This window comes from Candidatus Acidianus copahuensis (genome assembly GCF_000632495.1).
Taxonomy (GTDB): Archaea; Thermoproteota; Thermoprotei_A; order Sulfolobales; family Sulfolobaceae; genus Acidianus; species Acidianus copahuensis.
Genome location: NZ_JFZT01000015.1, coordinates 1 through 23,323 on the forward strand (window position 1 = coordinate 1; position 23,323 = coordinate 23,323).

Genomic DNA, 23,323 nt, shown 5'->3' on the forward strand with positions numbered 1-23,323 from the left:
CACCGCCCTAAAGGGCGATGGTTCTCTTCAGATGCGGTTCATCGGTTCCACCACTCTGGGGTCTCACAGACCCCTCACTGTGGTGGCTGTTGGGGTCGCCAGAAATCCCCCTACGCAATAAGTTTAAAACTGCAATAGAATCCCTATCAGCTTGAAAACCACACTTCTTACACTTAAAGAGTCTGTGTCCAACCTCAACCATTTCTTCACCGTCGTAAGGGCAATGAGTAGAAGTATAGTGTGGTGGTACAGTAACCACAGCTATACCGTGCTTAAACCCTTCCCAAGATATCCAAAACTGAAGAGTACGGTAAGCCATGTACTGGAACCTCTCCCTCCAAGACTTCTTCAGATCAGGCTGTCTCTCGTTCAGTCCGTTTAGATCCTCTAGTATAATTGTGTCCTTACCTAACCGTTTAGCGTAGTTTATAACCCTGATAGCTTCTTTTCTAGCCCAATCAACAAGATCATCGTGGATATTCTGGTACACAGCGACTATCCTTAACAACACCCTCTTTAGAGACCTCCAAGATGGATACTTCTTTTGTAAAGCTGACACGTACTCCCTCTTGTTTATTAAATACTCAACGGGTGTTTCATCCCTCCTCTCGTGTTTTCCATCACCGTATACAGTTTCCTTAACGTTAATATCAACTGCGATAGCGTTGCTCGAGGGTGTTGGTAACTCAACCTCTTTCTTAAACGTAACGTGCAAGTAGTATTCATCACCTTGTTTCATTAGTCTAGCTTCCCCTCTCTTCCATTCCTTAACCTCATCAAAAGTCTTTGAATACCCTTCAACAATTAACTTACCATAAGACGAGGTCTCAACATACTCCTTGTTTACCTCTTTGATATCGTCGATCTTCAACCACAAAACGTCTTTCCTTAACCTAGGTTCTCTACCTTTGTTTGGGTTGTTCATCCAGCTCTTCGCTATTGCTATTGCTTGTCTTAAACAAGCTATAGCTTGGTAAGAGGTAAAACCAAACTTCTCCCTTAACTCCTTGTACCACACTTGTTGTACTTTGTTTAATGAGATTGTGTACTCCCCATTTCTTTTAGTCCAAACTGCTTTATGTATTAACCACTTTAAAACTAGGTTTGTCGCGGTCTTCCATTTTGAGAAGTTGATGTCCTCCTCTGGGCTAACCTTTAGGATTATTGTCCTGGTTAGTACCCCTTCATCGGAGGACATATAAGATACTATATAACTCAGAGTTTTTAAAAAATAACCCCTCCTTAAAAGGCGAGGCTTGAGTAGTTGTCAACAATGAATCCCACTAACCCTATTAGGAAGTACTCCTTTTTCCTCTCTACAAAGTATAAAACAGAGGCGACTCCCCAAGCGGTATGGGCTAAGAGCGAACCCAATCTGTCCATAAAATGATAAATGTCATAGGTGACAGGAATGTTAACTTTTTCAGATATCATAACTTGTAGAGGGTGAGGTAACGTAGGGAAAATTAAAAGGGTTATTATACCTTCCATCAATGAAATAGCTCCTACTAGAATACCATTTTCAGCAAAAGCTAAGGAAATCCCATAACCCATGGCATCCCTTACCGTTATCTTTTTGTAAAGGGACACGAAGAGGAATGCAAAACCTACTTCAAATAAAAGGGTTTGCGTACCGTAATACGCCCCAATAATATAAGGTGGGTAAGATAAGATGAGTTTAGCTGTAAAAAACTGTACGACAACTTTTCCGATTATTGCAACAAAATAGGCCAATAGTCCAAGTCCGAGTATACTCAATCTAACCCTAACTAGAAAGAGGGGAATTATACCTACTACAAGGCTTATGAGAGGGAAAATTACAAGGGCGTTGTAGTAGTCGAATGGGTAGTACATATAGTACATTAAACTGTGTTCAAATTAAATACTTACTTACCTCCTTCTAGTTTTTAACAATCTAAAAATATTGCTAGTGGATTAAGCAATTTACAAAAATTCACGTATACAAACTCCGGCATTAGAAAAGAGAGCCCTCCGGTTTGTATAGCGTTATCTATCTCGCGTCCTTTAGACTAGATCAAAAGTTGGAGTTTTAATAAAAGAAAGATTAATCTACTTAGCTAAAGAGGAGATAAAGATATATATACGTAGGATGTAATGTCTCATTTATGCACATATTTAGGATTGCTAACCCGTCATTATTTAGTGGTGGTGGTGAAGCTAGGAGTTATTATGTGCTAAGATACTTCTCAAGAAAAGCAAAAGTCACCCTCGTACCTCCCCTATCTGCTCTCTGTGGAAAAGATGTAGAGGCAATACTTAAGGACATAAAGACCCTAAATGTAAGTGTGCCAGAGAAGGTGCCAGAACTGTCTAAGGACTGTAGTACATATCCTAAAACCCCCTCAAGGTTTTGAAAATAGAGACGGACTACTATTCGAACTTCGTGGAAGAAGCAAAAGAGGCTGACATTATCTTTTCTGATCATGAAGGTTACGCTTTAATAAGGGTTATGTCTCTGTTAAAGGAGAAAACTGGTGTGAAGAACGTAGCCCTCATACAAGCAAGTAACTTGAAATCGGTTAATAGCTTAAGGATGATATCTAAGATAAGGGGTCTAGACTACTTATCTCTTCTCAAGTACTTGAGGAATAAGTACACTGATAGCGTTTTTAGGAAGTACTCGAAAGACATTGACCTTGTACTAGGGGTCTCAAAGGCTAGCATAGACGACTTTATGGGAAACGGACTCGTTAGGGGGTATACTCCATGGAAAGTCCTTAAGCCCTCTAACGCCTTTGACGAATCTCTGCTAAAATATTCAACGCTGAATAAGGAAGACTACGCTGTGTTCTTTGCCAGGTTAATACCAGAAAAAGGGTTATTCGAGATACCTAAGATATGGAAGAAGGTAAGGGAAAAGGTACCTAACGCTAAACTCGTCGTACTAGGAAAGTTCTTTAACGATAAGTTCAAGAGGAGGTTCATGTCACTTATAGATGATCTGGGCATAGAGTATAGGGGCTTCGTGAGTAAAGAAGAACTTTACAAGACCGTAGCCAAGGCTAAAGTAATCGTGTATCCTACCCACTTTGACGCTTTTCCTTTGGCTACTCTAGAGTCGCTAGCACTTAAGACTCCAGTAGTCTCTTACGATATACCTAGTATTAGAGAAACATTCGGGAGCCTAAAAGTCGTGAAGTTTGTCAGGGAGTTCGACGTTGAGAGAATGGCAGAGAAAACCGTAGAAGTCCTAAGGGCAAAGGACTACAGCGATTGGTTTGATGATGAGTATGAAAAGTTCATAGACTTTCATAAGTCGTGGAAAAAGGTCGCTGATGCTGAGTATAACGCTTTAAAGGAGTTTTTAGACTCAGTAAAGCCCTCTTTTTAAAATAGAATTCAGACCTTGGAAAACAAGCAAAGATTATTAGGTATTAATAAACTTTTAGAATTTAATGTCGTTCGAAAACATACCCTTACTTGATAAGATAAAAACATTCCTAGTAACTTCATCAGGTTTCTTGCTTGATGGTTATAACTTGAGCGTTATCTCCTTCGCTTCAACGATAATTCGTGAACAACTAAACTTAACACCATTTGAATAAGGACTCCTCCTATCAGCTTCATTAATGGGGTCATGAGACTGTTTCTGATTCTAGGGTAGCAAAAGGTTTTTATATGTGTTTTAGATAAACTGTGTCACGAGTCCCATACTGATACTGTGCATTGTACAAAGGTGTGGGATTATGTCTAGAGGGTTCCGTGTCGTTGAGCTCGATGCCCTATGATCCTGCACTGGAGGTAGCTGTGCTATTGATGAAGGTGTGGGTGAGGAGTAAGTCCCTAGAGGATACCTTAAAACACACTAAATGACCGGAAGGTACTCTCTAGGGACAAATGGGTCCTCTATTTTCCCACTATGGTTAAAGAGTTGGGTTTCTCAGAGTCCCTAGTTGTTTTTACTACTACATCCTTAATTTCATTAGTTTGGCTGTCTTGTTGAGCAAAGAGACAACTAAGAAACCATTAGAGGAGATATCAACAGGTTTAAAAGACGTTATTAGGTCAGCTAAATAATTTTTTATTTAAGTAAAATCTCTCAAAGTCTCCCAAGAACTTCTCTATGTCAAGTCCCCCAATCTGGCTCTTATACTCAAGCACCGCTTCTCTCTTCCTAACCTTGTAACGTAAAATATCTATCTTTACCTCCTCATACTCACTAGGAATCTCCTCTCCCCAAATTATGTAAAAATAAGACGGGGGAACAATTCCGAAATTACCTCTCCTATGTTAGAATGGTCTATATGCTTATCCGTTGGGATTGGAGAGAACACAAAATTAGGCTTAAACTCATCAATGATCTTAGATAGAGAATGTTTAATCTTTTCTTTATTATCCTTAACCCTAGTATCCTCAAAATCTAAAAAGAGAAACTGTGTTACTCCTAGTTTCTTAAAAGCCCTTAAACTCTCCTCTTTCCTAATCCTCACTAGTTCCTCAGTCCCCTTTAATTCCTTAATTGATGCACCATATCTACCGTCCGTAACTATTACTACCTTCACTTTGCCTCCAGCTTCTAAAAACTTCATTATTGAACCTCCACAGCAAAGAGTTTCGTCATCTGGATGAGGTGCTATTACTAGAACATTCATATACAAGTATAATTTAACTAAGGATTTAAAAGATATGGTTTATATGTCATCTGAAAACGGTGAAGAAATGACACCTATAACAAGTTCAAACATCATCCTTAAAGTTACGTAGAAGTGTTATTCACTTTTGACCGTGACATCTGTGAGGTTAAGACAATGTTATCAAGCTTTTGGCTGTGATTCTGGTTTTTGTTGGTTTTTATTAATAAGTTCTTGTCTTAGTCTGAGTAACTTCTTCAACGCTTTAGACTTTTCGTATCTCCAGTCTACATTGATAGAGACTTTTAATCTTACAAGCACTATTACGTGATCCTTGTCGCTCTGCTCGTTTATAAAAGGGCCTTCAGTGATGTTGAAGTCCCTTAGTTCTTCCCTTACTAATTCCTCCAGACTGTTTATGTCCACTGCTGAGAGTGGAAATTCAACCCTAACGTTAAAGATTTGCTCTTCAGAGTACTTAGACGTGTATTCCAGTATCGACGAGTTGAGTAACACTATATTTGGCACCCTCAATTCCCTTAAACTTTCCAATATTACCCTTGAATAAAATAAATCTATATCTACTACTGTTCCCTTATAGCCATGTTCTATGAAGTCAGCTGAGAAGTACTTATATCCAGGGGACTGGGCTGGTAGGAAGGGTATCTGGGTCGAGATAATCCTTACCTTGTCACCTACACCGATATAACCAGTCAGCATAATTAGTAAACCTGCGAAGAAGTTTGCTAGTACTGGTTGAAGAGCTAGACCTATAATGAGTCCAGTGAAAGTGCTTTCTGCTATCAATGTAGAAGAGCTAATTCCAAGTGGTATTAACACAAACAATATTACAACTATGTAACCAAGGTACTTTAAAGAGTTCGCTATAGCAATAGCCCTATTTCCGACTTGATTCTGTATTATTATCCTTATTACGTCAGCGATAGAAGATACTATCCATAACCCAATTATAACGTATGTTGCTACTTGAACATAGTACAAAACTGAGGTAGTTGTAGAAGTGCTCTTTAAACCTAAGGAATGTAGTATCAACGGAACGGTATAAAAAATAGCTACTGCAATTCCTAAGATCAACAACGGTACAATGACTCTGATGCCTATTCTCATAACTAAGTTAATTAAATACCAAATATAAAAATGATAAAGACGTAAGTTTGCTTCGACGATAACCTAGTTCTGTCCCTGTTTTTACAAAAAGGACTAGTGGAATAGGTATATCTCTTCCTTATATTCTGTATCTTTTTATCAGCTCTTAACGTAGAGGATCTATTACGATAACCGTGTGTAGGGGAATTGTAATAACCTAGCTCATGAAGTTTATACGCCACTGGGCAAATCTTGACCTATGACGAGAAGGCGGAACAAACAGCATAAGGAAATACAGCTTAATCAACTTTTAGTATGAGGCGAAAAAGCTTAATATTCGTCATAATTAACACTCCGCAAGGATGAACGAAATATTCATCGCATTGTTTGACATAGCACTATTCATTTTTGTAGCCGAAGTGATCAAGTCCATATTTGCTAAGTTTAAGCTTCCATATATAGTGGGTGAGATAGTAGCCGGTATGTTAGTTGGCCCTTACTCTCTCGGATTGCTTGTTAATAACATAGTGGGTTTTCCCGTAATTGCAATAAGCAATTACATAGTTTTTATGTCAGAGTTTTCCATAATTTTACTCATTTTTGCTTCGGGTCTAGAGCATGGTCTGACAACGATAAGGTCTAGCGGAGTGTATGGAGTCTTCGGTGCCATTTCCGGAGCCCTCCTACCTTTTTAGTATCATACTTTATCTACCTACCAAGGTTTGGTACAGACTCCTCTACTCCTTATAGGTGTCGCTATGGGAGCTACTAGCCTAGCGGCTATAGCCTCAGTTATAGAGGAAATGAGACTGAAGGGGAGAAGTGTTAACTACATTTTTTCCACCTCTACAGCAGATGATGTAGTAGACCTCATACTCCTCTCTGTAGCCTTAGTCGTTATTGGAGGAAATACTCTTAGTGTAGAGTCCGTTACTTTGAGGGTAACGCAGTTGGTTCTGATTTTAATAGTAGTTTTTGTAATTACTATTATGCTAGTTCCTAGGTTTGCTAATAAGTTAGGCGAAAAATACGTAGAAGAGTTTCCATTTGTTGTGTTATTTGGACTTACATTGATCATGGTATATCTGGGTTTCTCCCCGATTATCTCGGCATTTATTGCTGGTGTCTCCCTCTCTACGTCAGTCAAGAGCGAGAAAATAAGGGAAATAAGCGCTGTTCTTTTGAACGTCTTCGGTTCCATATTCTTTGTTACAGTTGGGGCTGAAACTGACCTAGAGACCTTAAACCTTAATGTAATAATGCTCTCTGTTGAACTTACAGTGATTGCATTTGCGTTTAAGTTCTTAGGCGTCTTCCCATTTGCTTTAGCTTATACTAGAGACCTTAGACAGTCGACCTTAATAGGTATCGGTATGGTTCCAAGGGGAGAAACTGGGTTAGTAGTAGCATCCATAGGACAGTCAATAAACGCCTTTTCCTCAACTGATTTTGAGGGGATTGTAGTTATGTCCTTACTACACTTATAGGATCTATTCTTTTTAGGTATTTGTCTCATAAATGGGCTAGTTTCTTAATCTAACTTAGGATATTACTGGGTTCTCTACTCGTGGTCATAAAAAAGATGGCAACGAGTAGGAAAAAGGGAAAAAAAGAGAAATTACCTTATTTGCACTTAGTCGCTGCTGTCTCCAGAGTCTCCGTTATGGTGTGAGATATGCATGTGGACTAGGAGTTCTGCATAAGTTCCTTGACTTATCTACGAGTAAGTAGTATAACTCACAGAGATTGTGACGTTATAGGTGCCAGATGGGAAATTGATATATATACGGTCTTGTCCATCCACGGGATATATGTAGTAGGTATTACCATTGATAGTTACAGCCAATGTCAAGTTGGAGAAAACCTCATCTAAGTTTTCACCATCAACTGCTAGGCGATAGGTCTCTCCTTGAAATATATTAACAGTTTCATGAAACGCTGAGCTTCCAGTAGAATTCTGTGTGATGTTATTGAAAGTATTACCTTAATAGAACTGTAGAATTATGGGCTGATTCATCACCATTATCTGGGCCGTTATCGTCATAAGAATAGTTGCTGGAGTGGTTTGGGCTATTATCGTTGTACTTAATAGAGTGTTAGTTGGAATGTTGTGAATTTGGAGGTAGCTGTATCGCATTAGATTGCATAGAAAAAGGAGACGAAGCTTTATGCGTAATGTTCACTAACCGGCTAGACACACCTTCTACAAATGTGGCGGTTAAGACTAGAGCTATTAGTCCTAGTATTAGTCTTTTCACTGATTAGAACTGGGCGTCTCTATCATTTAAGGCACACGTTCCGAGGCCAATATGAAATGACTGAAATATGTAAAAAATTAATGAAGATAGATAATTCTGAAAATATTAACAGAAAATAGTTATAAATAATATAAACTATCACTATATAGTTGTATGATGAGTAATTTCCTAAATGTTGCACAATTAATCTAATTTTTTACGATTTAAGTCGTTATTTATAGAAATATTGCAATATACTTAGATGACAACTACAATTCGTTCTTAGTAATCGTTAACGGTTCCATTCAGGTAATGAAAGTCCTACGTAAATTACGACCTCTTATTTGATTTTAGATCTCTCAATTTCTAATTTAAAGTTTAAGCTAATGGGGATAAGCAATGGGAGTGTATAATGGGGATTAAGTCTAACAACTAGTTTTCCTCACTTTATGTCCTCTTATATTTCGATGACGGGCGGACAGTACTCCTCTCCCTAAACCATACAGCTGAGAATGTAACTTTAGACCATCACGAGATAGAAGTAGTAGGTTTCATATACGGCTCATCGTATGAAAACCTAACCCCTGACCAAATATTCTCTGACCTAGGGCTCTACCATGTGTATGTTGGTCCTACTAACATCGATGACTAGGACAATCTCACATCCTTAAAGAAAAGGTAAAACATTATAGTAGCTATGAGATACAACGATCCCGTTATGAAAAAAGGTAGATAAAAGTCTCTTAAGGTGAGTAAGTATCCGGTCAGATAGGGGCCTAAGGACCTTGGTATAGAGTCCAACAACTGTAAGAGGCTACTAGCTCTCCCTCTTTCTTCCTCCCTAACCATATTCATCACAAACGAGCTCATCAATGGACCAGTCATATTCATCATCACATTTCTTCCTATATAGAGTAAGCCTGCAATTAAGAAATTTGGCGCAAAAGGGATAGTAAACAGTAAAACTATGGCTATTAAATGGGTTATAAAGATAGCCCTAATTTTACCTAATAGTCTCCCAAGCTTAGGTGACATTAATGACCCCAGAGCTAAGGTAAATTGTGATGTAGTATAAAAGGGAGAAAGGGATGAAGCAGAAACTCCAAACCTTAGGTTGAACCATAAGGACAGCATGGGCAATAATATACCTGCGCCTAGACCTATAATGGACTCTGTAGAGAGCTTGCCTATTAGCCTTAACGAGGATATATTTAGCCTCACTTTTCCGGAACCCCTATACTTTTCTTTTACCGGGAATAACATAACAGTTGATGCTGTTGCGATAAAGACGTCTATTAGAATAATCTCCTTATATGATAGGAACAATGGTAAGAGGGAACCTAGCATGGAGAAACCGGTTTGTAGCGACGATCTGTAAGCAAATAGATTGTCTATTTTCTCTGACCTCTCACTAATTAAGGCTGAGATAAGCCCGTAACCTCCTTGAGTTGAAAGCAAATATGGTAGGGGAGAGGATATGAGTAGGAATAAGGACACTGAATTTATTCCCCTAGATAATATAGCGAATTTCTTCCTTCCGTAAGCATCACCTAATACTGCCCAGAATAATGACAACAAAGACCCCAAGAGAACAGAGCCACCTAAAAGGATACCAATCTCAACGGGGGTAAGACCTAGAGACTTAAAGTATAGTGGTATTATGAGGATATTAGCCCCCCAAATTATTCCAGATACTGAAGAAGAGAGTATCAGCAGGAAGCTTTCCTTATCCATAGTGGAAAATACCTTGATAGATAAAAAGAGTTTTCCCCAACTTACTAAGTTATTCAATCAGATTACATTCTTTTGAGGATGATGGAGAATTCTTATTTCATAGTCTTAAAAGGTGGTGTTTTGCGTACGTTTTACGGTACGAAATGGGGAATGAGGTTAATGAAAGTTCCTAGGTCAAAAAATGATATAAACAAGAGGCCGAAAATTTTTTAACATTTCAAACTATTTTAGGTTTCAAAAGCTAAGTTTATTATCATTAAATCTATAATTTTAAAAATGTTTCAACTCAATTCTACAAAGCGAGTTCTTTCGGAAAACGAAGCGATTGCCTTTGGGCTTTAAGCGCAGGAGTAGAAATAGTCACTGGCTACCCAGGAACGCCATCAACAGAGGTAATAGCGACCTCAAGGAAATACATATATGCTGAGTGGATCACGAATAAGAAAGAGGAATTTGGGACAGCCTATGGTGCATTTATAAACGGAGATTTTGGCCTCACAGCAATGAAACATGTAGGTCTTAATGTAGCCTCAGACCTCTTGAGAGCACCTCTTATACTGGAGTAAAAGGTGCCCTTATTATAGTTACTGTCGGCGATCCCTCTATGTGGAGTTCTTTGTAGATTTCAGCGAAGCAAGGTTAAATCAAGTAAGGTTAAGGGGTAAAGATGTCTCGTCAGACTCCTATTGCTATCCTTAGCGTAATAACCATAGGTCTTCTTGAAGGGATTGACCCTTATAAGAGACTCCTTTTTTCTTATTACTTTTTTAAGTTTAGAAAAGCGATGAACTCTCTTAGCTCCTCTTATTATCACTATATGTTACTATTCCTTAAGTCTTACTTTATCGGTTACCTTGATACTACGCTATTAATTTGTTAAGACAGTTATGACATACTTCCTAATATTGCACCTCTTACTAAAACTGTTCTTAAGCAAGATATTACATTACTCTGGTAACATGAAACCGAACCTTATGAATGTGATAAAATAGTCACTCGTAAACTATGTAATTCAGACGGAGTCCATCCCAGTTTTCTACCTTTTTATCTTCCTTAAGTTTTATAGTATTTTGATTCTCTTCCTTTGTGAGATCAAGGAATCGGGCTCAACGGCACGGATCCCTCTAGACATCACCCCACACCAATGCACAGCATCACTGTGGGATTCATCACAAAAAATTTCTTAAAACATATCTAAAAACCTTTAGCTACCCTAGAATCAGAAACAGTTTCACGACCCCACACTTAGAACATGTAATAGAAGTATAAGCTAGGTTAACCTTAACTACTTCAACACCTAATCCTCAGCTCAATCGTAACCTCTAGTAATACACTCTTAAACCCGGTTTGGTAAGTCCTATTCCTCAACTCCTTTTGATTAGTCCTCTTAATCATTAGGGATGTAATAATTTATGTCAAGGGGATAACTATTTCATCTTTCTTCATTTCTGTCCCTTAACTATTACATCCCTTAACCATTAAAACTTTTATAAAATAACAAAAATTGGATAAATATTATACAAACAAAATTGTTAGTTACACGGGATAAGTAGGAGAAAGAATAATAAAAAAGAAGAAACACCTCCTACAGGCTTAAGATCCTTATCATTTAATCATTCACGGGTTAAGGCAATACCAAAAAATTTTATTTATAGTATACTAAAAAATTCAGAACTTATTTATAATAAATTAGAAATTTTTAAGAGGCTCGAGATGTTTATTAAAGATGTATTAAGGGACTTCTAACCCTGTGATGTAATAGTACTTCTCATTTCCAAACTCCTTTATTATCCTAATAGAAGGTTCTAGTGAAATTTCTTGCTTTAAAGTTGGAAACACTTTCTCTTCTTCCCCCTTGTTATGATCTAAAACTGTTTTAATATATCTCTCTATCCAATCCATTCTTCTATCTTTTAAAATTCCATCACCGTATTTTTTAATTAGTAAATGATCATGGGAATATGGATCGACAATCTTCTTTTCGACTAGAGGAAATACTACAATATCCTCAACTTTTGCGTGTGAGTTAACAACGAAATCGTGAAGTTTTTCAAATTCGTTCAACTTTTCCTCATCCTTTAACTTTAGGATTAATGGGAGTCTTATCCTTAATACTGCATGTTCAAAAAGTAGTAAACGAGTAGTATCATTTACAATTTGAGTTATTTTTGTCACGAAATACATAAGCTTTCAATTCCTCCAAGGATTATAATTGAATATTTTATTTCCTCCTCACCTTTCTCTTTAGACCTCTAATATTTAACCTTTTTTAACCGTCCTAGACTGCATCATAAGACTAAATTTGTGAGAAATTGTCCGACTAAAGGTCTATGCAATATCCCATATTAAGATTTAATAACATATTGAGGGACCGTTTATTTATACCTATATAAGTTACTTATATGGGTAATTGAAAGATATTTGATCCTTATCCAATAGAGGACGAAAAGGACTTCTTTGATAATGATCAAGTATTAGATGAAATAGCCAAGCTAATAAAGGGGAAATTCCGGCAACTGCTTGTTGGTTCTAAAAGGAATGGCGAGACATCTATTCTTAGAACTTTATAGATAGTATAGCTAAGTCACAATAAATCATTAGGTTTTAAGATTTCTAATCATTTCACATGCTATCACCTCTCTTTACGTTTAATTTATACTAGATAAGGTTATATATTACTAATTTGAAAAGTAAATTGATGGATAGGGTTAAGGTAACAAGAAATTACCAAGTTACAATACCCTCGTGGGTGAGGGAGAGGTTATCGATTAAAGAGAGTGATGTATTAGAAGTAGAGCTGAGGGGGATGAAATAGTTTTTAAGAAACCTAAGGCAGAGAGACCTAGGCTTAAATTAGGGAGGAAGTTAACTTTAGAAGATATCGAAAGGGCTATGGAAAGTGGATTTAATGAAAGCGATCGTTGAAACTAATGTAATAATCTTTGGTTCGATTTAAGATTTTGAGTATCATAAGGAAGCGTCTGAGCTCTTAAATAAACTAAGTAGTTGGGTAATTCTAGACATAGTTGTTCATGAACTAGTTTGGTTCTTTAGGGGAGTAAACATTTCGTTTTATTAGACTATACATACCTCTCCAGTAACATTAATAACCCTAAGGCTGAAATTTCTTGTAGCTCTAGGGATGATATAATTGATGCTATCAATATTCTACGTAAAGAGGACTTGTCTCTAGGTGGGTATAATGATATTGTAATAACGGTTCAGGCTCTGCGCAGAAAACTGCCCATATCAACTTTTGATAAAAAGTTACAGAGTATATCAAGAAAGTATGGTGTTATAACGTTATAAACTGTTCAGTGATCATTGCCGTTGTCAGCAGTTTCGCTTAAATCTGTTATATATTTTATGACTTTTCCAGAGTGTAGACAAATTATGTTGAACTATTTAATTCTGGCGTAATTTACGTCCTTTATTAAGGTTTTTATTAATAATTAATTACATTCCCAATGCACTTTGAGCAGTCTAGTTTAAATATACGTGTTAACTATTGAATTTCATGGCAGAGCATCATTGTTTTCATTACTAGAGGAAAAGGAGTTAGAAGTTACTTCTATAGAATCTAAATGCGACAAAATTACATCAGTTATTGAAGACATTTGGACGAAATTAAGGATGAAGCAATTAATAGGAATATCTTAATTCTTAAGATAAACCTCATTTCAAACAAAAATCCTAGCTTGTCAGAACCGTTAAAACGTCAACACTACAAGAAGACATAAAAACATAAACTGAGTTTATATGAATGTGTGGCTAAAAGTAAAAAACTTGGGACCTATAGAGGAATTTGATGGAGACATAAAAGACCTAACAATAGTCGTTGGTCCAAACAACAGTGGCAAGACATTCTTCTCTATCTCGTTCTTCCTTTTAACAACATTAGGAGCTCCTTTCCCTTACGAAGGAGTTAAGGTTCACCTGAAGAATGGTGAGGTAACCATAAATGAGGACTTGACAGATGTAACGTCTAAAATATTAAAGGCACTTATAACATCCTACTTTGGAATAGACGAGGTAAAAAAGCTGATAAGTTGGGGAGAAAAAGAGTCAGATATAATCTTCAATAACTTGTCAATAAAGATATATGAGGATAACACTGTTAAAGTAGAGCACCCTAGCGAGCAAAAACCTAAAGTTAAGTTTAAGAGAGTTGAGGGTATAACGAGCCCGATGTATAATTTTGTCGGAGATGACGTTATTGAGACGGTCTCACCTACAGATGAAGTTGACGTAGAGTTACCACTTTATGTTTTTTACTATGACCTTGTGAAGGAATACTTCCCCTCAGTTTACTTGCCTGCTGAAAGGGTTACTTTAGCTACTTTTACAGAACCATTACTTAACTATATAACTAACCCACTTTACCTCCCTCCGTTCGTTAAGCCCATAATCCATAATTTTCTTTTCGTGTTAGCTCAAGAAGTAAATTCCCAAGTTCTAGATAACTTCTCCTTCTCCTATAACAGCAAAACTAAAAGAGTTGGTTATAGTTATAATGGTAAGAGGGTGCCATTGGTCTCTACCGGTACTTCTCAAGTAGCTTATATTGAATTAAGTGGAGGAAATGAAGATATAAAGAGCATGGTAATAGAGGAGCCAGAAATCAATTTGCACGCAAACGCTCAGGTGAAAATGGCTAAATACTTACTCTCACTTCTTGGAAAGAAAAGGCTCTTCATAACTACCCATAGTGAGATCATACCAATTATAATTGCAAGAGAAGCTACCAAGAGAGGTCTTAAAGAGAAGGTCTCGATATATGAGATGAGAGAGAGCAATAAGGGTAGATATAAGAACGTGAAGATTAACATATATGATGATGGTACGACTGATGTCTTGAAGACTACTTCAGAAGAGGTGTTCAATGCACTTGAAGAGTATATATCTTAATGAAGGCGGAATTGTATGTATTAAGTTTGATGTGTTATGCGAAATGGGAGGACCTGATGCGTTGTGTATAGGGGATAAAAAGATTACGATTGCAGAATTTAAAAACAATCTAGATATCACACATATGAAAAAGGGGCTCAGTCAGATCTGGAAGGTGATTAAGTCTATTAAAGGTTACGTTGGTGATAAGGAATTGCGATGCTACTTTGTATTTAATGATAGCAACCCTTTTTTTAAAGAAGACGAAGAGATAATCAGACTAGAGACCGAAATAAAATATTACTCTAAATACGAAAGGAAGAATATAAATGAACTAGACGAACCGCTCAGAGCCCTTTTAATCCAGTGGCAGTGATTATAACCGACTTTACCTTCAGTTATGTTCAGCTTTACTTAGCAGCTTGCATCTAGGAGTCCATTTTTAATGTTTAGCGCATGTATTTTAGTCCTCTAAGCTCTCCCAAAATCCCCCCGGAGGTTAGCGTGGCGTCCATTTCACAACTATTTATCATCTATTCCTCAGCACCTTAACCACTTTACTCGCAAAAAAGGAGTACCCTTACATCTATTGTTACATACTTAAAGACGTTCTATACTGGTGAAGTTTGCTCATGATAATCTTAACGTATTATTTTTCACAAGATTTTCATATAAGAAAAAAGGAGGAGGGAGAGAGAACTAACTCCCACTTTTACAATCGCACAGACACAGAGAAAGAACTCCTTTTAAACCTCACTTCATACTCTATCATGTTATCAATAGAAATCCCAGTGACTCACGGTAAATACGTCAAAACAGTATTGGACTCGATCTTTTCGCAGAAAGACGATTTCGAGGTAATAGTAGTTACATCTAGCAAAAATTTTGATAGATATTATACAAACAAAATTCTTGGATACACACTGAGATTTGAAGGCAGTATATAATGCTAATACTTCAACCGCCTCGCTGAAAAAGTAGAGAAGTATTTATTTCCTTATATATAACTTAAGTTAAAGAAAAAGTAGTTTCTCTTTTTATTCCAAATATAATGTACATTATTACTTACCTGACTTTTAGAACCTTTTTAACATTAAGATAAAGTTTTAATTTTAATGTTAAAGCTATTATACGAAAATAAATATGAAACGAGTTATTAGTAGAGTAAAAATGATTAAGTCTAGAAATGGTAGAGAATTAGTCTATAATCATCTACTAAGAAAATGGTAGAAAGAATGTTCTGGCGACATATTTCTCCACCAATTGTCTTTTACTCCAGAGTAGCTAATACATTTACAGATCCAAATGAAATACTAAAGTTAATAAACTTAAGTGCTTCAGATATTTCATATTTGGCAGAAGAATATAAAAAGGTAAAGAGTGTTCTTGAAGAGAGATATAAAGAAGTAAAACTATCTTATCCAGCTAACTTTGCTGTTGCAGAAGGTTCTTCGTATTTGATCTATTCCTTAATTCGTGCTTTTAAGCCTGATATTGTTGTAGAAAGTGGAGTCGCAAATGGACATTCAACTTTTTTATACTAAATGCTCTGAAGGCTAACGGAAAGGGAAGGCTAATAAGTATCGATATTTCACCAAATGTAGGGGCCTTACTGAGGGAAGAGGACAAAGAGAATTGGGAGCTAAGCAGTGGGTTGTCCTCTTTTTGTCATCTCAGTGAGCTCTTTTACTTCATTTTCCCTATCGTATGGTTCTTCAACCGGCTTCCCAAAGACAAATTTCACAGGTACCTGTGAATCATAGGTACCTGTGAATTAAAAAGTTTTAATACTCATGCCCTTCAAAGAGGCTCATCACCTAATTGAGACTATTAAATTGAGTTCTACGATTATTATAGCGTGGAGTTCAAAGATCTGTGGATTTAGAAGTACATGAAGGAGGGCTTTCAACGGTCAGTAGCTAGGCTCTTGCTAGAATCCTCAAACATTTCAACCTTATCAAGCTTCTCTATTGCAATAGATGATTTGATATATATGGATAGTGTGTAGAGTATATTTCTCTAATAGTTCTGGTAGATCGTAATCAACGTGTTTATTAAGGTTCTACCCTTACATGGAAAAGCTTGTTATAACTTGTAGGTCTGTGATGTAGTATTATAAGGAATCAAGAAGTTCGTGAGGTCACCTTAGCTCGTAACATTCGTTTGCATCTAAGTTCTCGACTTAAGAGACATGAGCTAGCAAGATAAACTTTTAAAGAGTATGAAACGCTACTCAACAAGTGGAAACTGCCATTTACTTTGATGATAAAGTGAGTGACTCGGAATTTACGCGTTTTAGCAAGGAGGTTGTAGAGAATTTAGCTAGGAAATATAACATTAAAGTGCTAGATTACGATACTATTTCAGATTTCTTGAGGGACGGTAATGAAAAAGCACTGATTTTTGCACAAGATGTCATACCATACACTGCATATAACAACTCCTATCTTAAGCTATTTGACAAGAAGGAGAGCTTGATATATAACTTTATCAAAGAGGGTGGTATAGTCACTTGGATAGGTGACGTACCTTTCTTTTATAGGGTTAAATGTATCAGTGTAAAGGAAGAAATAGGAAAACTGAAGGAATCATTCTCGCAACAAATTAGGTTGATGAACCCAATTAACTCCTCCTTTTACGAAATAAGGTTAAACCTAAAGAAAGTTGGTGATAAGATATGCTATCGTGATATTATTTATGACAGACACATAGATATTGAAGAAGGTAAAGTCAACATATATTACAGATCAGTAAGAGAGAAGATCTTAGACCTATTCTCTTTATTAGACATATGCTATCTGAACGAAAAGGCAAAGGCTAATTTGACTATTGTAGGGAAAATGTTAAAGTATAAAGGTAATGAAGTTCTGAGACCCGTACGTTTAAGTGGGAACATTATACCGTTAAACGTAGCTAGGTTATACTCTGGTACATGTGTAGGTGACTTCACTGGCTCATGGATAAAACAGATAGGGGATGGTTATTTTATTAGACTTTATGATTACGGGGAAGCCGACCTAGAGAACAGTATTCAAGTAACGCTTGAGGTAGAAAATGTCCCTAAACAAGTTGTCTAGGTTTAGTTACATGGCAACTTCTACATGCCCAAACTTTATTGACCTTTTAGACTACCTTAAAGAGCGGTTAAAGATAGAAGATGAAAGAGTGATTTTTCAATCCTTAGATATAAAGGAAGTGGAAAAAGTTTAGAAATCTGACTTTAAAAATGTACTTGCCTTATTCAGAAAGACATATGAGAATGTTGTTAATGTTAACAAGAGAGTTTATGATATTGCAGAGAAGTATTGTAAAGATATTTATGAAAAATTCTGTCTTGAAAACAAAGGGGCTTGCAAAGAAGTCATACAGTGGTGTAGTAAAATGAGAAGAAAGACGTGGGAAGAAGTAGATAGGGAGTTATTATCTAAGTTGACCAGCGATAAAAAGGAAATTAAAAGTATACATGATACTCTAAGGGACATGTATGAATTTGCTTCCAAATATGCTCATGGTGACATTGAGGTAATAGGGAAATGCTGTTATTTAATTAAAAATTTCAAGAATGCTATATACTTCTTAGAATATTTATCGTCATTAAAACTGAAAAATGATTAGTTGAAAGTGTTATCAATTATCGATATTAGCTCAAGTAACCGCTCTTATAGAATTTTTTTAGAATAATGAATTTATTTATATTAACGTGTTAATTTCTTTTATATATTATTATATGTATAAATATTACGGTTATTGCTAATATATTTAAGAATTTCTTTTTCATCTTGTTTCATATTTACCTCCATATTTATTAATATATGTAAAAAGTTTAAAAGACTATAACTAAAATCTTTTCACCTTTTCTTGTTTTTAATTTAATTATTATTCATTTTATCAACTTCTAAATTATATTTAGCGCATTTAGAAACGTAAAACTTTTCATTTTTTTCCGAACCTTTTTAAGTCTTTCTGACATAATATAAATATGTGAAAAAAATGGATAAGGCAAAAATAATGGTGTATGTAATACTACTAGTAATACATATTGTAACTTTGTATAAAATTGTTAAATCCTTGTTAGAAGGCTAAAGTGAGGAATTAAGAAATTCAAAAGCTATAAGTTTTATTTTTTCTTTATTGAACTTATTTATAAAAGATTTACAAATTTATTACTTTACCATTAAATATTTTATAGCTTTACTTATATTATACTTATATTATAACGGTCCACTACAATCTTGATATTAGCTTTCGTAAAATTTTCACATAAATTAACAATAATTAAAGAAAAAGAGGAGGAAAGGGGAACAACTCTTAGTTCTACAATCACACAGACACAGAGGGAGAACTCTTTTTAAACCTCACTTCATACTCTATCCGTGTTATCAATAGAAATCCCAGTGACTCACGGCAAATACATCAAAACAGTATTGGACTCGATCTTTTCGCAGAAAGGCGACTTCGAGGTAATAATGGTTACACCTAGACCAGAGATTGTAAACGGTTATGACGTTAAAGTGGTTAAAGCCGACACTGGTCTCTTAAACGCTAGGTATTTAGCACATGAGAACTCTAACGGGGAATACGAACTAATCCTAGACGAAACTAGGTACTTATCACAAAACGCAATTAAATTACTCTCTCAAAACCACGACATGTTAATTGTTGGGGAAGATGAAGTAGGTAACTCCTTTCTTGATAGGATGGCAAACCTAGATAAGAAAGTGATAATGGAGTGTAACAACATAGTCGACCCCTTGCGGGGATATCTCCTCCCTAGGCTTTTTAAGAGGGAAGTCTTAGATTACGCATTCGACAACTTGAGGAAGAAAATTCCCAAAGAGATCTTTGAGAGAATAGTACACCCTGACCACCAGCTAATATTTTACGAAGCGTTTAATCACAGTAAGGATGTTGGAATTGTCAGAGAGGTTCTGATACGCCACTTTGGTGATTCTTCTCTTTTTAACGTCATGAAGAAGTACTACCGCTACGGTAAGACACACAAGCTGTTAAGGGAGACACCGTATAATGAGTTGTTGAATGTCGGGAGGAGGAAGAGGGACTTATGTAGTGTTTCGTTAAAGGAGAAGATTGGGCTCTACACTTTATATGCTGTTAGGGGTATACCATTCTTGTTGGGATTATATCTCTGATAGCGTTAAGCAGTAAGATACTAAAACAGAAAGATATAGAAAGAACCTTAAGATGACTCATTAAGACACAATTATCTAAATACAAAGAGTTTAAAACCTGTTTATAGCTAGCCGTTCAATTTTAGTAGGAATATCATCAATGATTATTCTTTCTAAAAAACCTCATTTGCACCCTCATTAAATTGGATATATTCTATCGCTACAAAATTCCACTTTTCAGCATTTGTGTCAAGTTTATAAATAGTATATTATATGAAGAATATGGAATCAATTAATGTTATTATAAAGGTAACAAAACCTTAGCTTGTTCTTTTAACGTCATTTTGTTCAAATATTAAGAATTAAGAATAACTTTTTATTACAAAGTTTATAAAATGATATGGGATAATTGAATGTCAGAAGAGGAAAAAAATAGAGAGGAAAACAGAATACCAGAAGAGCGAGAAGAAAGCTCCTCATATAAGTCTAGAGTCTCTAAGGATGAAAAAGAAAATTTATCAGTTATTCATAAAGGGAAGGAGAAGGAAAAAGAAGATAATAGAAGTATTTTCAACACTTCTAATTTTTCAAGTTTCCCCGTTCCCTTTAAAGAGTCTGAAAGTACAGAGTCTGAAGTCAAAGTTCCAAGCTATAGCAGCTCAGCAGAAGTTACTAGTTCAAAAGAAAACATAGAACTAATTCCATTTAAAGTTACAGATAATGAGTATATATATTTAAAGGTTATGAAGATTATATATAAGGTAGCAAAAGAGAATACAAGTCTACCTGATAGTTATTATTTAAAAATATTATGGGAGGAAAATCCTTCTAAATTTACATCTATTCAGTTTTCATCTTTTCAAGATATAATAAATTTATTGCAACCACATGTGAGTACAGAATTTAAAGATAGGGATTTTGAAGATTTTACTGAAAAATTAGAAAAATTTTTTAAAAGATTTTATAATGGAAATAAAGGTAAAGGCTATATAGCATATATGATCAAGAAAGGATTGAATTTTGAAAATCTATTTGAAATAGCTGAAGAGAATATTGATGAAAATACTAAAAGAGGACTCGAGGAAAAACTTAAGAAAGCTACCAACAACGAATTATGTGGATATATTATCTATCTGCTGAAAAATAGCTTTTCACGACTCGGTTATATCTATCGTTCTGAAAGCGAAAATATCAAACATTACCTTAAGATTCTTGACTCTAGTTCTTTTCGTTATTATGATACCTTTATAACTAACATTAAAACTAGAATTAATTTATTAAGAAGTTTAGTAAACGAATTAGATGGTAATATTGACAATATATATGATCTAAATGATGTAGAAAAGCTAAAATTATGTATGAGATCCTGGGATCAAAAGTTAGTTTATGATGAAGGCCCCCTTAACATATTTAAAGCGTTTCATTTTAGTTTAAGTGTCTTACCATCACTTCTACAAGCCCTATATATAAATCTTGATATAGAAGAACTCAAAAACATGTCACGTATTAAAGAAGCATTAGATAGTTTCGAGAATACTCTAAAACAGAATCATTATGAGTTTAGGTATTATCCTATAAAAACCGGAACCTCCAGTAACACGATTCATGTAGGATATTTTGTTACTTATGACGTATTTAGGGACCTTAAAGATTGTAGTAACTGTGCAATAATACTCGTTGTTCCTAAAGAAATTAATAAATATCTAAACTTTGGTAAAGAGGGTTCAGATAAAGATTCTTATTATATATACACTAATAATTTAGGATTTGCAAAAGAATTGTACGATAAGTTAAGGGCACTTGTTAAAGAAGCGGAAGTTATAATTCCATGGTTCGATAAGATAATAGACGATAACATATACCTTAAAGACATCTTATTAAAGCCTACGACTTCACCTACCCAAATTCAATTACATAAACAACAATCAGCTACTAGTCAAAATGCTATGATTAAAATTAGTGGCCAGTTCTACAAAAAGCTAGAGTCTAGCTTAAAAACACCAGATGGCACACCTGGGTTCTTCTCTTTAGTAATTGCATCAGGTACCATTATAATAGTCTATGACGAAGAAAAGAAAGGCATTGAAGATTCTTTAGCTAGAATAGCCTCTAGAGTTGCAGAAATTCACGGTAGCGTGTTTAATCCTAAAATAATCTCTAAGGTAAACAGTCAATACCTACAGCAGGTCGGTGTTAGTGATGGTATTTACGTACTGAAGAGTGATCTATGCTCTAGTAACACTAATAGTATTGATAATATTGAAACCATGAATAGGCTTATAGAGTTACTGAAGGGCGCGATGGGTACAAAATATTCCATAATCATTATGCCTAAATGTATATATAATATACTTCAGCTTCAGATAGGTGGCAAACCTTCATTAATCCTATTTGAGGACTTCGATCTACCTAGTTTATTTACTATGGCGTATATGGCAAGCGGTGGGTCTTCCAAACTAATACCTAATTGGGATGTATTATCAAACGTCAATGTTGAATTTTACGATTTATTAAACAATACATCTTACTTGCTATCACAGAACTATCCAGGATTACAGCTCTATCAACAAAATACGTCTATGTTGCATAACCTACTACAAGACTACTCAATAGCTTATTTAATTACTAAGAGAAAAGCAGATCCTAACAATATCTGGGTACAAAGCAATTTGGGATATTTAATCCCTGACGTTTTTGAAGTATCTAATCATGAAATTTACGATGCGAAGGCTAGCATAGGTATACTTCCTAACCAAGAAGTTTATGGGTTAGCTAATAAGTATGGTGACCTAGCTAATAAGGTAGTCGCAGTAATGGATCCACTAGCAGTACTGTTAAACTTAAAGGCATTGATCTCTAAACTGAATTATCTAAATTCTAATGAACCGAATGCTAAATATGATGTTATGATACCATTTAGGGATATTAAAGAGTTAGAAGAAAAGGAGGAAATACACAAAGAAGAAGGTAAGGCTGATAACGAACATAAAAGTGGTCAAAATGAAGAGGAGATAAGCGTAGAATATAATATGCTGAGTCTTGAGGATTTACTTAAATTGGCTGAACAATATTTTAATTCGAAAAAATTCAGAATAATTCAATAAGTTATTTTGTTAATTTTTCCTTAACATTTTATTTTAGCTCATTTGGTAAGAGTATCAAATGTTTTATTAGATTCTTAATTTCCAGAGAGGAAGGCTTTTTTTTTTGAGTTGTCAATAATGAATAAACTAACTTAATTGAACTTCAACACTACTATTTTTAGAGATTATGATAGGAGTGAATATTCATATACAATAACATAAAAACTAGATAGAGTCTATGTACTTTACGCGTTGGCTTAAACTTATTTCTTCGTTATGAAGGCACTATTAAACATAGAAAACATAACTATGTAAAGAGTAACGAAAGGGTAAACACTGCCATGTGGAATAAATAAATGTAAACTCCTTAGACTATCAAAGCTTTATGTGAGGTAATCTTCATAATAATTTTGGTGTTCTATATCAAGGCAATGTTAAGTTACTCTGCAACTTATTCCACAAGGTACTAGAAAAATAAAACGTTAGTAAGAACCAATGTGTCCTCTCATATTGTTAAAACTTATTAAATAACGCTAATTACGTCTCAACCAATT

The 23,323-nt window shown here is 35.3% G+C and carries 19 protein-coding genes and 3 pseudogenes; 15 read left to right on the forward strand and 7 right to left on the reverse strand.

Going from position 1 to position 23,323, the window contains the following annotated elements; translation table 11 throughout:
* Positions 1 to 7: 7 nt before the first annotated feature.
* Together CM19_RS00785 and CM19_RS12430 are read right to left on the reverse strand one after the other, a co-directional pair.
* Positions 8 to 1,198 (reverse strand): IS200/IS605 family accessory protein TnpB-related protein, encoded by a 1,191-nt coding sequence (locus CM19_RS00785; protein WP_052349385.1) that lies wholly within the window; start codon positions 1,196 to 1,198, stop codon positions 8 to 10.
* Positions 1,199 to 1,242: 44 nt separating this feature from the next.
* A complete protein-coding gene (locus CM19_RS12430) occupies positions 1,243 to 1,854 on the reverse strand; it encodes a hypothetical protein (RefSeq protein WP_052349386.1) in 612 nt (203 codons plus the stop codon).
* A 272-nt stretch (positions 1,855 to 2,126) separates the two neighbouring features.
* Between CM19_RS12430 and CM19_RS12435 the strand changes: the two genes are divergently transcribed.
* The 3 genes from CM19_RS12435 (at position 2,127) to CM19_RS13025 (ending at position 3,566) form a co-directional block, all read left to right on the forward strand.
* Complete coding sequence (locus CM19_RS12435; RefSeq protein ID WP_052349387.1) at positions 2,127 to 2,375, forward strand: hypothetical protein; 249 nt, start codon at positions 2,127 to 2,129, stop codon at positions 2,373 to 2,375.
* Positions 2,372 to 3,352: a glycosyltransferase family 4 protein gene (locus CM19_RS00795; RefSeq protein ID WP_052349388.1), complete on the forward strand. Its 981-nt coding sequence runs from the start codon at positions 2,372 to 2,374 to the stop codon at positions 3,350 to 3,352. Before CM19_RS12435 ends, CM19_RS00795 begins: the two co-directional genes overlap by 4 nt.
* 64 nt (positions 3,353 to 3,416) lie before the next feature.
* Complete coding sequence (locus tag CM19_RS13025) at positions 3,417 to 3,566, forward strand: hypothetical protein (RefSeq protein ID WP_160164851.1); 150 nt, start codon at positions 3,417 to 3,419, stop codon at positions 3,564 to 3,566.
* A 636-nt stretch (positions 3,567 to 4,202) separates the two neighbouring features.
* Here CM19_RS13025 and CM19_RS00800 read toward each other — a convergent pair.
* Positions 4,203 to 4,613 (reverse strand): PIG-L deacetylase family protein, encoded by a 411-nt coding sequence (locus tag CM19_RS00800; protein WP_235185582.1) that lies wholly within the window; start codon positions 4,611 to 4,613, stop codon positions 4,203 to 4,205.
* Positions 4,614 to 4,775: 162 nt separating this feature from the next.
* On the reverse strand, positions 4,776 to 5,720 hold the full coding sequence (locus tag CM19_RS00805) for a mechanosensitive ion channel family protein (protein WP_048098550.1): 945 nt from the start codon (positions 5,718 to 5,720) through the stop codon (positions 4,776 to 4,778).
* A 341-nt stretch (positions 5,721 to 6,061) separates the two neighbouring features.
* Here CM19_RS00805 and CM19_RS00810 point away from each other — a divergent pair.
* A pseudogene (locus tag CM19_RS00810) lies at positions 6,062 to 7,186 on the forward strand (cation:proton antiporter).
* Between the two features lie 1,398 nt (positions 7,187 to 8,584).
* On the opposite strand, the gene CM19_RS00815 reads toward CM19_RS00810, so the two are convergent.
* A complete protein-coding gene (locus CM19_RS00815) occupies positions 8,585 to 9,670 on the reverse strand; it encodes an MFS transporter (protein WP_048098551.1) in 1,086 nt (361 codons plus the stop codon).
* 276 nt (positions 9,671 to 9,946) lie between these two features.
* On the opposite strand from CM19_RS00815, the pseudogene CM19_RS13490 reads away from it, so the two are divergent.
* Positions 9,947 to 10,286, forward strand: a pseudogene (locus CM19_RS13490) (indolepyruvate ferredoxin oxidoreductase subunit alpha); the annotation flags it as partial.
* A 592-nt stretch (positions 10,287 to 10,878) separates the two neighbouring features.
* Here the strand turns inward: CM19_RS13490 and CM19_RS13495 are convergent.
* Both CM19_RS13495 and CM19_RS00825 read right to left on the reverse strand, forming a co-directional pair.
* A pseudogene (locus tag CM19_RS13495) lies at positions 10,879 to 10,965 on the reverse strand (hypothetical protein); the annotation flags it as partial.
* Between the two features lie 436 nt (positions 10,966 to 11,401).
* Positions 11,402 to 11,854, reverse strand: a complete 453-nt coding sequence (locus CM19_RS00825) for a hemerythrin domain-containing protein (RefSeq protein ID WP_048098553.1) — start codon at positions 11,852 to 11,854, stop codon at positions 11,402 to 11,404.
* A gap of 514 nt (positions 11,855 to 12,368) precedes the next feature.
* Here CM19_RS00825 and CM19_RS13500 point away from each other — a divergent pair.
* From CM19_RS13500 to CM19_RS00870, 10 genes are all read left to right on the forward strand, one after another.
* Positions 12,369 to 12,485 carry an AbrB/MazE/SpoVT family DNA-binding domain-containing protein gene (locus CM19_RS13500; RefSeq protein ID WP_420804699.1) on the forward strand — a complete coding sequence of 39 codons (117 nt, stop codon included), beginning with the start codon at positions 12,369 to 12,371 and terminating at the stop codon, positions 12,483 to 12,485.
* Between the two features lie 950 nt (positions 12,486 to 13,435).
* On the forward strand, positions 13,436 to 14,578 hold the full coding sequence (locus CM19_RS00835; protein WP_160164852.1) for an AAA family ATPase: 1,143 nt from the start codon (positions 13,436 to 13,438) through the stop codon (positions 14,576 to 14,578).
* A complete protein-coding gene (locus tag CM19_RS00840) occupies positions 14,559 to 14,933 on the forward strand; it encodes a hypothetical protein (RefSeq protein WP_160164853.1) in 375 nt (124 codons plus the stop codon). Before CM19_RS00835 ends, CM19_RS00840 begins: the two co-directional genes overlap by 20 nt.
* Positions 14,934 to 15,327: 394 nt before the next feature.
* Entirely contained in the window at positions 15,328 to 15,504 is a 177-nt protein-coding gene (locus CM19_RS13180; RefSeq protein ID WP_200869377.1) for a hypothetical protein, read from the forward strand.
* 288 nt (positions 15,505 to 15,792) lie between these two features.
* Positions 15,793 to 16,101 carry a hypothetical protein gene (locus CM19_RS00850; RefSeq protein ID WP_150111339.1) on the forward strand — a complete coding sequence of 103 codons (309 nt, stop codon included), beginning with the start codon at positions 15,793 to 15,795 and terminating at the stop codon, positions 16,099 to 16,101.
* 696 nt (positions 16,102 to 16,797) lie between these two features.
* The gene (locus CM19_RS00855) at positions 16,798 to 17,634 is read left to right on the forward strand and encodes a hypothetical protein (RefSeq protein ID WP_048098558.1); all 837 of its coding nucleotides are present in this window, start codon (positions 16,798 to 16,800) and stop codon (positions 17,632 to 17,634) included.
* A 10-nt stretch (positions 17,635 to 17,644) separates the two neighbouring features.
* Positions 17,645 to 17,767 carry a hypothetical protein gene (locus tag CM19_RS13380; RefSeq protein WP_268744918.1) on the forward strand — a complete coding sequence of 41 codons (123 nt, stop codon included), beginning with the start codon at positions 17,645 to 17,647 and terminating at the stop codon, positions 17,765 to 17,767.
* Between the two features lie 171 nt (positions 17,768 to 17,938).
* Positions 17,939 to 18,172 (forward strand): hypothetical protein, encoded by a 234-nt coding sequence (locus CM19_RS00860; protein ID WP_048098559.1) that lies wholly within the window; start codon positions 17,939 to 17,941, stop codon positions 18,170 to 18,172.
* Positions 18,173 to 18,930: 758 nt separating this feature from the next.
* A complete protein-coding gene (locus tag CM19_RS00865; RefSeq protein ID WP_048098560.1) occupies positions 18,931 to 19,707 on the forward strand; it encodes a hypothetical protein in 777 nt (258 codons plus the stop codon).
* Positions 19,708 to 20,099: 392 nt separating this feature from the next.
* Positions 20,100 to 22,790: a hypothetical protein gene (locus CM19_RS00870; RefSeq protein ID WP_048098561.1), complete on the forward strand. Its 2,691-nt coding sequence runs from the start codon at positions 20,100 to 20,102 to the stop codon at positions 22,788 to 22,790.
* Positions 22,791 to 23,323 lie beyond the last annotated feature (533 nt).

Bases quoted from the DNA above. Each gene is read 5' to 3' on its own strand.
- CM19_RS00785 (WP_052349385.1), bottom strand. From the start codon at position 1,198: ATGTCCTCCGATGAAGGGGTACTAACCAGGACAATAATCCTAAAGGTT.
- CM19_RS12430 (WP_052349386.1), bottom strand. From the start codon at position 1,854: ATGTACTACCCATTCGACTACTACAACGCCCTTGTAATTTTCCCTCTC.
- CM19_RS12435 (WP_052349387.1), top strand. From the start codon at position 2,127: ATGCACATATTTAGGATTGCTAACCCGTCATTATTTAGTGGTGGTGGT.
- CM19_RS13025 (WP_160164851.1), top strand. From the start codon at position 3,417: ATGTCGTTCGAAAACATACCCTTACTTGATAAGATAAAAACATTCCTA.
- CM19_RS00800 (WP_235185582.1), bottom strand. From the start codon at position 4,613: ATGAATGTTCTAGTAATAGCACCTCATCCAGATGACGAAACTCTTTGC.
- CM19_RS00805 (WP_048098550.1), bottom strand. From the start codon at position 5,720: ATGAGAATAGGCATCAGAGTCATTGTACCGTTGTTGATCTTAGGAATT.
- CM19_RS00815 (WP_048098551.1), bottom strand. From the start codon at position 9,670: ATGGATAAGGAAAGCTTCCTGCTGATACTCTCTTCTTCAGTATCTGGA.
- CM19_RS00825 (WP_048098553.1), bottom strand. From the start codon at position 11,854: ATGTATTTCGTGACAAAAATAACTCAAATTGTAAATGATACTACTCGT.
- CM19_RS13500 (WP_420804699.1), top strand. From the start codon at position 12,369: ATGGATAGGGTTAAGGTAACAAGAAATTACCAAGTTACAATACCCTCG.
- CM19_RS13180 (WP_200869377.1), top strand. From the start codon at position 15,328: ATGTTATCAATAGAAATCCCAGTGACTCACGGTAAATACGTCAAAACA.
- CM19_RS00850 (WP_150111339.1), top strand. From the start codon at position 15,793: ATGTTCTGGCGACATATTTCTCCACCAATTGTCTTTTACTCCAGAGTA.
- CM19_RS13380 (WP_268744918.1), top strand. From the start codon at position 17,645: ATGGCAACTTCTACATGCCCAAACTTTATTGACCTTTTAGACTACCTT.
- CM19_RS00860 (WP_048098559.1), top strand. From the start codon at position 17,939: ATGAGAAGAAAGACGTGGGAAGAAGTAGATAGGGAGTTATTATCTAAG.
- CM19_RS00870 (WP_048098561.1), top strand. From the start codon at position 20,100: ATGTCAGAAGAGGAAAAAAATAGAGAGGAAAACAGAATACCAGAAGAG.